This window comes from Acidimicrobiia bacterium (assembly GCA_035948415.1).
Classification (GTDB): domain Bacteria; phylum Actinomycetota; class Acidimicrobiia; order IMCC26256; family PALSA-555; genus PALSA-555.
On sequence record DASZJD010000056.1, the window covers coordinates 25,997 to 34,581 of the forward strand.

The 8,585-nt window shown below is 70.9% G+C and carries 8 protein-coding genes; 3 read left to right on the forward strand and 5 right to left on the reverse strand.

From position 1 onward, the window contains the following. The first annotated feature begins 27 nt into the window (after nucleotides 1-27). Together VG869_08415 and VG869_08420 are read left to right on the forward strand one after the other, a co-directional pair. Nucleotides 28-945, forward strand: coding sequence for an aminoglycoside phosphotransferase family protein (locus tag VG869_08415; GenBank protein HEV3451213.1), 918 nt, complete (start codon nucleotides 28-30; stop codon nucleotides 943-945). Nucleotides 946-1,649: 704 nt separating this feature from the next. Continuing rightward, nucleotides 1,650-3,482: a hypothetical protein gene (locus VG869_08420; GenBank protein ID HEV3451214.1), complete on the forward strand. Its 1,833-nt coding sequence runs from the start codon at nucleotides 1,650-1,652 to the stop codon at nucleotides 3,480-3,482. A 98-nt stretch (nucleotides 3,483-3,580) separates the two neighbouring features. Here VG869_08420 and VG869_08425 read toward each other — a convergent pair whose 3' ends face one another. The 3 genes from VG869_08425 to VG869_08435 all read right to left on the reverse strand — a co-directional run bounded on the left by VG869_08425 (nucleotide 3,581) and on the right by VG869_08435 (nucleotide 6,503). Then, complete coding sequence (locus VG869_08425) at nucleotides 3,581-4,753, reverse strand: sulfotransferase (GenBank protein HEV3451215.1); 1,173 nt, start codon at nucleotides 4,751-4,753, stop codon at nucleotides 3,581-3,583. A 15-nt stretch (nucleotides 4,754-4,768) separates the two neighbouring features. Further along, a complete protein-coding gene (locus tag VG869_08430; GenBank protein HEV3451216.1) occupies nucleotides 4,769-5,800 on the reverse strand; it encodes a zinc-binding dehydrogenase in 1,032 nt (343 codons plus the stop codon). Nucleotides 5,801-5,861: 61 nt separating this feature from the next. Next, nucleotides 5,862-6,503, reverse strand: a complete 642-nt coding sequence (locus VG869_08435) for a TetR family transcriptional regulator (protein ID HEV3451217.1) — start codon at nucleotides 6,501-6,503, stop codon at nucleotides 5,862-5,864. A 466-nt stretch (nucleotides 6,504-6,969) separates the two neighbouring features. Here VG869_08435 and VG869_08440 point away from each other — a divergent pair, with 466 nt between their 5' ends. Next, nucleotides 6,970-7,284 (forward strand): hypothetical protein, encoded by a 315-nt coding sequence (locus tag VG869_08440; protein ID HEV3451218.1) that lies wholly within the window; start codon nucleotides 6,970-6,972, stop codon nucleotides 7,282-7,284. Between the two features lie 169 nt (nucleotides 7,285-7,453). Here the strand turns inward: VG869_08440 and VG869_08445 are convergent, their stop codons facing one another. Further along, the gene (locus tag VG869_08445; GenBank protein HEV3451219.1) at nucleotides 7,454-7,978 is read right to left on the reverse strand and encodes a cupin domain-containing protein; all 525 of its coding nucleotides are present in this window, start codon (nucleotides 7,976-7,978) and stop codon (nucleotides 7,454-7,456) included. A 336-nt stretch (nucleotides 7,979-8,314) separates the two neighbouring features. Beyond that, nucleotides 8,315-8,585, reverse strand: a 271-nt coding sequence (locus VG869_08450) for a hypothetical protein (protein ID HEV3451220.1), incomplete at its 5' end; no start/stop codon positions are given.

Below are 8,585 nucleotides of genomic sequence, written 5' to 3' on the forward strand. Positions count from 1 at the left end.
GATGGCGATCGAGGGAAGATCGTCGCCGTGGACAAACGGGACATCAACCCCGCCGTCGCAGCTCGGATGGTGGCCGAACAGTTTCCGCAGTGGGCGAGTCTTCCCGTCGTGCCCGTCCCGCTCGACGGCTGGGACAACACGACCTTCCGGCTTGGCGACCGGCTGTGCCTTCGCCTTCCGAGCGCGGCCGCCTACGTCGCCCAGGTCGAGAAGGAGCATCGTTGGCTGCCCGTCCTGGCCCGCCGGCTGCCCTTGGCGATCCCCGAGCCGGTGGCGCTGGGAGAGCCCGGCGGCGGGTTCCCGAGGCCGTGGTCGATCTACCGATGGATCGAAGGCAACCCCGCGAGCGTCGACGGGATCGCGGATCTCAGCGTGTTCGCCGATGACCTCGCGGGGTTCCTCCACGCGCTCCACGCGATCGACGCGAGCGGCGGACCTCCACCGGGCCCGCACAACTTCTTCCGCGGCGGCCCGGTCGACACCTATGACACGCAGACGCGAGGGTCGATCGAGCGGCTCGCCGACGAGATCGACCCCGACGCCGCGACGAACGCCTGGGACGCAGCCCTCGCCAGCCGATGGGATCGGGAACCGATGTGGGTGCACGGAGACGTCGCCGCCTCGAACCTGCTCGTCGCCGATGGGAATCTGCGGGCCGTCATCGACTTTGGGTGCGCCGCCGTTGGCGACCCTGCCTGCGATCTGGTGATGGCCTGGACCTTCTTCGCCGGCGACAGCCGAGATGTCTTTCGGAGTGCGCTTCCGTTCGATGCCGCGACGTGGGCCCGTGGCCGAGGATGGGCGCTCTGGAAGGCTCTCATCACGCTCGCTCACGAGCGGGCAGGAGGCCCCGACGCGGAGGCCGCGGCACGCCGGTTTGGATGGCGGAGCGGCGCTCGCGAGGTCATCGACGCGGTTCTGGCCGATCACGGCCGCTCGGCATGATCCGCCCGCTTGAGCGTTCCCCGACCGTCGGACCCGAGCGTCCCGGCCCGCGGCGCGGGCCGGACGACACCGCTCGATGCCGGGAGCGTCGCCGGCGGCGCGCGGGCGCTGGCGCCGCGCGTGGCGACGGATCCACTCGACCGGGCGATGTCGGCCGCCCCCGCCTTGACGTCCGGCGTGAACCGGAGACCTGTGGGCCGGGCCGGCTGATACGGCGTCCGATCCGGCCGGAGCTCACGAACCCGGGGACCGCTGCGCCCGTTCGTGGTCTGGCTCGGATTGGGTCATCCCCGTTCGAGAACGCGAACATCGAGGGCCTCTGCCGCGTCGGCTCGAAGCGCACTGCTCGATCCGAGGCGGCGGCGTGGACCCTGCGGAGATGATGACGGTCACCGGGTTGCCCAGGTTGATGCGTTCCCGGATGTGGGCGGCGGGCGTGGCGCCACGCATCCGGCACCGGCTCGAGCTCGCCGAGTTGGCCGATCGGCGAGCGGCGGGTGACACGTCGTCGTGGGTCCGCGTATCGTCCATCCCTTTGGCAGGGCGTGAGGGCGGCCATGGCGAGGTGCTCCCAGGACCACAAGAACCCGGTCGGGCAGCAGTTCTGCGGCGAGTGTGGGGCTTCGCTCAGGAAGTCCGACGCCGGCCGCCGATCCGCTCGCGTCTCGGTCGTGGCAGCTGAACGCCCCGCGCCCAGTGAGCGCATGACGCTCGCGGACAAGATCGCCGCCGAACGCGTCCGTGGCACGCCGACCACGGTCGAGCCGGTGGCGACCGTGGAGCCAGTTCCCGCCGAGCCCGTCCCCGATCCCGAGACGGAGCCTGAACCTGAACCCAAGCCGACGACGGCGAGCCCCAGCTCTCGCAGCCCGACGTTCTGGCTCGCGCTCGGAATCGCGCTCGCCCCCCTCCTGGTCAGCGCGTTCACCGTGCTCACCGCCGGTCGCGACTTCCACGCGTACTCCGACGACGCGCTCACGGAGCTGAACATCCGTGACGTCGGGCACCATTTCGTCGAGGTGGGCGTGTTCAACCGGTTCGGGTGGCACCACCTCGGCCCCCTCTTCTTCTACGCGCTCGCGCCGCTGTACCGCCTCCTCGGAAGCAGGTCGTTCGCGCTCCTGATCGGGGCGGTGCTCATCAACGCCGCGACGATCGTCGGGATCGCGCTCGTCGCCCGGCGGCGGGCGGGCGACGGCTTCGCGGTCGCGGCGCTCGCGGGCAGCATGGTCGTGGCCCACTCGTACGGGGCTTCATTCCTTCGCAGTCCATGGACCCCAAACATCGTCGTGTTGGCCACCGTGCTGCTCGTCCTGCTGGCGTGGTCCCTCGCCGAGGCCGACATGGTCATGCTGCCGTGGGCGGCGCTCGTCGCGTCCTGGATCGTCCAGACCCACCTCGCCCCGGCGCCGCCGGTGGCCGCGACACTCGTCGCCGGTGTCGCGATCGGCGCGTGGCGGATTCGATCGATGTCCGCCCAGGAGCCGCGGGCTGCGATCGGGGGATCGCTTCGGCGCCGTGCGCTGGTGGCGGCAGGGGTGTTGTTCGTCGCGTGGCTCCCACCCCTGGTGGACGTCGTCACCCACGCGGGTGGCAACGTCCAGGCCGTCATCGACTACTTCCTCAACTCGCCCGGGGGGACGCTGTCCGTCGGGTACCACGTGGTCTCGAGCCAGCTCGACCTGCTGCCGCCCTGGCTCGGGAGCAACCCCATCCAGAGCGACCTCTTCCTCCACGTCGTCGAGCCTCACGGGGCGATCCCGTGGCTCGGGTTCGCGCTGCTTGGGGGCATCGCCCTGGCCTGGCGCACCCGGCAGTCGCCGGCCCTGCGCTTCGCGCTCATCGCCGCGATCGCCGTCGTCGTCGAGATCGTCGCCGTCGGTCGCATCGAGGGGAGCCCGTTCTTCTGGGACGTCCTCTACGTCCCCGGCACCGCGATGGTGGCCACCCTTGCCACGGCCTATGCGGTGTGGCGAGCGGTCGAAAGCCGGACCTCGTGGCCGTGGCTGCGACCGACGGTCACTGCGTTGCTCGTCGCGGCCCTGGCGGTCCCAGCCACCATGCTCGCGGTCTCGAGCGCCGACTTCGCCCATACCCGAGACGTAGCCGGGTCCGACGCGATCGCCGCCGCGGCGCCCGGGACACTCCGCTCGCTTCGCGACACCACCGGGTCCGTGCTCGTACGGGCCACGAACGGCCCGGTCGTCGCGTACCACGACCTGGCCGGGATGGTGCTGCTGCTCGATCAGCACGGCGTCCACGCCGTCGTCAGCCCGTCGCTGCACGTCTACTTCCCGAGCACGTCGATCCAGGCCACGAACAGCTTCAGCGCGACCGTCACGATCGTCCGGCTGCCCGACGTGTTCCGCTACCGGCCGGTGCGAGGAGAGCGACTCGCCGGAGTCGGTGGCAGCACCGACACGGGGCTCCAACGACTGGCGGTCCACGGGGGCTTCGCCGTGTTCGTCGCACCCGGGTCCAGCGCGGGCCGCCTCCGGCCCCGTCCGCCACGGAAGCGGAGCGTCGCCCCGTACTAGCGAGAAAGCGGGACGTTCTGTCGCTGACCGAGACCGCCGACGGAGACCGGTGCGCCGTCGGTGGCACGTCACCGGCCCGTGCTGGCCGCGACTCTCGGCTAGGAGGTCGCGCCGCGGCTGGTTTCGACCACCACGTCGTAACGGTCGACGTATCCCGCGAAGCGTTGCGCCAGCTCGCCGGCGTCCAGCTTGAACTCGGCGAGGTCGTAGCGGTGGGTGCCGAACTCGCCCTTCGGATGGGCCTCGACGTATGCCGCGACGGCATCACGTGCTGATCCGTCGAGCTCGTCCCCGGTGGCGGCGTAGAGCTCGGCGACCACGCGCAGCGGATCCCGGACGAGGTCGGCGTACTGCACGTCGACGATTGGGTGCTCAGGGTGCGCATCGCGGAACTGGTCGATGCGCCGTACCGACTCCTCGAGCATTGCGGTCCAGTGCTCGGCGATGTAGGCGGTGTGATCCGCGTCGGTGAACGTGCCGGAGAGGTTGGTGATCAGGCTGCACACAGACGCGCAGAGGACGACGGGGTCTCGGTGCAGCAGCACGAGGCGCGCGTCGGGGTAGACGGCGGTCAGCGCGTCGAGGGCAATCGCATGGTGCGGGCTCTTGAGCGTCCACCGGCCGCGCACCCCGCCGCTCTGCAGGACCTGGAGCGCCGAGCGGTGGTAGCGGTACGCGGAGCGGTGATCGGTGCCGAGCAGCCACTCGCTGTACGTCGGGACGTTCGTGATCGCCTCCCACGAGAGGCTCTTGAAGTCCTGGCTCATCACCGCGATGCACTCCGTTGCGCCGACGGCGTCCTCATGGTGGATCGCCTTCATGCGCGGGTTGAGGTCCTCGAGCATGGCGGTGCTCAGCCGCGCCGCGTCGACGCGAGGGCCGGATCGGAGGTTCGCCGGCGTCGGCGGCGGGACGCTGTCATTCGCCTCCCACCGGAGGAGGGCACGGTTGCGAGGGTCCTGATCGAGCAGCTGGCTCAGGAACGTCGTTCCGGCTCGGAACATGCCGATGACCACGAGGGGCGCCTCGATGCGCTCGCCGGCGACCTCGGGATGTCCGTGGATCCAGTCCCAGAGGCGCAGCCGGTTGCCGAGGCTGCTCACGACGGTGCTCCGGACGGCCGCCACCCCCAGCTCACTGAGCCGCGCTTCGTCGTTGATCGACTCGCAGAGGACCTCAAGGCCCTCGCGGAAGTCCGGGGGGCCGAGGTCCTCCAGGCCCTCCTGCGAGCGCGCCTCGGTGATGAGGTCCTCGGCGACGAGTTCCGGCATGCGTTCCGACGACTGCTAGCCGCGGGACACGTCGACCACGGTGCGGCCGGAGGTTCGACGCTGCTCGTGGTCCTCGAGCGCCTCGGGCACCTCGTGCATCGAGACTCGCCGCCCGATGACCGGACGGATCGCGCCGGCCGCGACGAGCTCCAGTAAGGCGCCGTGCACGTCGCGCCCGACCGCCGGTGGGAAGGTGTTGATGCCGAACTTTCGCAGCTCGATCGGCATCTCGGTGTAGCCGACCATCACGCCGAGCACGGAGAAGTTCCCCATCGAGACCCTGCGGAGGGGACGCCCGGTGAGCCCCGACTGCGGGTCGTCATTGAAGCCGACCGGCACGTAACGACCCTCGCGCGCGACGCAGGTCCAGATCGTCTCCGTGCGGTCGCCGCCGATCAGGTCAGCGACGACCTCCGCGCCGCGGCCCTCGGTGAGGTCCATCACGCGATCGAAGAGGTCGTCGCTCGTGTGGTCGATCGCCGAGGCGCCGAGGTCCTCGCAGAGTCGAGTCTTCTCGGGACCTCCGGCGATCGCGATCACCCGGGCACCGGCCGCCACCCCGAGCTGGATCATCGCGGTCCCGACCGCGCTCGCCCCACCGACGACGAGCAGCGTCTCGCCCGGTTGCAGGCCTGCCCGCTTGTGGAGCGCCAAGTAGCCGGTGTGGAAGGGCAGCGTGAAGGCGGCCGCTTCGATGTCGTCGAGCTCGGGTGGTGCGTCGAACACGCTCGACGACGATGAGATGGCGGCCTCGGCCATGCCGCCGAAGGACTGGTTGGTCATGGCGACGACGCGGCGGCCCATCCACTCCTCGGCGCCGGCGCCGACAGCGTCCACGACCCCGCACACGTCCATCCCGAGGGTGAACGGGACCTGCCCCATGACGCTGGCGACGGTGCCCCGACAGCGGGCGATGTCGCCGAAGTTCAGGGACGCGGCGGAGACGGCGATGCGCACCTCGCCGGGCCCCACCTCGGGGATCGCAATGTCCTCCACCTCGAGCGCGTCCGTCGGCGCGCCGTGTCGAACGACCCGGACTGCCCTCACGGCTGGCCTCCTCGCGACTCACCCGAGACCGGCTCGAAGGTAATAAGCAAGGGTGCTTACGTCAAGCGGGGCCCGGCGCAGACATCGCCGCCGCTGACATCGCGACCAGGTTCTGCACGAAGGCCTCGTACTCGAGCTGGCGACGCCCCGTGCGGCGGCCCCCGCCGAGCGCGCGGGCGCGGTCGGCCACCGCCCGCAGGATGAACGTGGTGATCAGCGCCAATCGCTCGACCCGGACCTCGTCGCTGACGTCGGCCATTCGGCTCGCCAGGAGCGCGTACACCTCGTTGCCTCCGGTCCGGGCCAGGACGGCCTGCAGCTCGCCGCTGAACTGGGCCGGGTCTTCACCCGCCAGCTCCGCCACGATCAAGAGGCAGCACCGCCCCCTCCACCCGCGCTCTGCCAGCTCCGCCGCGGGCCGCACGATGGCCTCCATCACCGCAGCCACATCGGTGTCCGGGCGACGCGAGGCGATGTCGAGGAGCTCGCCTTCACGACCGGCGAGGAAGGCGGCGTGACGGTCGATGACCGCGCACAGCACTCCATCACGCGAGCCGAAGTGGTAGTGAAGTGCGCCGCGGTTTCGCTGTCCGGCCTTGCGAGTGATCTCGATGAGCGAGGCGTTGAACACGCCGTTCTCGGCGAACGCGCGAGCGGCAGCGTCCAAGAGCTTCTGCCGCGTGTCAGAAGCGTCCGGCGGCACCGAGCGATCCTACGTTCGGAGGATCGCGGGCGCGGCCGTCGCCAGGCGCGCGATCAAAACCGTCGACGCTTCGCCCGAGCCTCCTCGGTCATGACCTCATGCACACTGCACGGCAGCCCCATCGAACGACGAGGAGGCGCTGCGACAGCAATCGCTAGGGCGCGTGGCCGCGCCGGGCTCACCGAGGTCGCGCGTCGTCCGATCTGCCTCTGGACGCGGTCGCGGTCTCGAAGCCGCCATTGCAGATCGAGCGACCCGCCCGGTAGGTGCGCGGCTGGGGAGCGCCCACCCCGCATCGCGGCCGTGCTCCGCGACGGACCCGAGGTGCGACGGGCCGACACGAGGACCCTGCTCGTGTGGACAGCCTCGGACGCCAGCGTGCACGACTCTCGTCGGGGGTGGAGGCCCGGATGCCGCACCTGACCGCGGGAGCGACGCGTCCGACCCGGAGAGGTCCAGATCGCGTGTGCGGAACGGGGTCCTCCTCGCCGGCCTCGCGTTGGTCGTCGTCGCCGGCATCGTCGTCGCCCTGGTGCTGACCCTCGGGAGCGGGGGGACGAGTGATTGGACCACCGAAACCCGGTGGACTTTGACCGCGGACCGCGCGTTTCCCCATATCTGCACCGGGGACGCCACCCCCTACAACCAGTGCTTCTGCAAGTTGTCGCTCATGAGGACGATCTGGCGCTCGCCGATGGACGAGTATCACCGGAAGCACACGCCCGGGGACGCTCTCCTCGCACGCGCCCAGCTTCCGTTCTGTGTGAGCAGGTTCCGTTAGTGATCGTCGACGCCTGGCGGCGTGGAGACGGGCGGGCTGGCCAGGTGCGGGCGTACGGTGCTGAGCCGACGGCGGAGTAGCTTGCGCCAGCACCTACAGCCATCGGTAGCGCGCTCCGATCGCAGCGGACGGTGCGGCTCCATGCCGGCGTGCCACCGCGGCTCGCCGGTCAGGACGCCGGCGGCTCCCCGCCTGCCCCATTGAGGAACTCGAGCAGGACGGGGTGTCGCTGCCCGAGCGCATCGACGTCGGCCGGCTCGACGTCGGCCGGCTCGACGCCGGGCCACTCGGTGCTCGCGCCCAGGTGCCAGCGGCCACCAGCCGCGAGCCGCGCCGCGTGGAACGTGCCGCCGGCGATGAACAGCTGGCACCGCTGCCCCGCGACGAGGTCGTGCCCGACCACCTCGATGGTGTGCGTGCCGTCGTCGAAGAGCGCCAGCACCTCGAGGGGGTCGCCGAGATAGTGGTGGTAGAGCTGATCGTTGCGGATGCGGTGAGGCTGCACCGGTCGTTCGGGTGTGACGAGGAAGATGAGCGCGGTGCCGACGGGGCGCCCGTCGGCGAACGGGGCGGGTAGGCCACCGGGCGCGATGCGCGCCGGGCTCCGGTAGGTCTCGGCGACGAACCCGCAGGTTGGATGGGGCTCGAGGTGCAGCAGCTCCCGGAGTTGCGCCGCGCTCAGCCCGTCGCTCATGTCTCCAAGGTGCCATATGGTCCCCGGGAGGCGGCCCGTTCGATGCGCGCGAGCCCAGGGCCGGGACGCGAGCTGCCGATCCGGGTCGGCTCGGGGCGTGCTCGAGCCCAGGGCCGGATTGGGAGCCGCGCCGTTGGACCCGGGGCGGCGAAGGGCCGAATGCGCACCATGACGTGTGATGCGGTGGGCGGAGCGCGACGGCTTGTGCGATCGCTGGCCGTGGCCTCGCGACGTTGAAGGCTCGGGGGCCACGGGCGCGGTGGCAGCCGGTCGGTGTGTGACCGGACTCTGTGCTCGGAGGGCTCGTCTGATGCAGCCAGTGTCGTGTTGGTTGCCTCAGGCCGCGCCTCGAGCCAGCCGTCCCGCCGTCGCGATGCGACCGCGGTCGTGGGGTCGCCTCATGAACAGGATCAGGCGATCCACGTCCAGCTCGGACAGGCCACGTCGCCCGGCCGAGTCGGCGTTGAGCCAGGCGTCATCGAGCTCGGTGAAGACCGTGACCAGGAAGCGAGATGGATCGCGACCTGCGACCGCGTGGGCGGAGCGTGCGATCTCGAGCAGCTCGCGTAGCCGCGGATGCGCCGCACGCGTGTTGACCCCGTCGCCG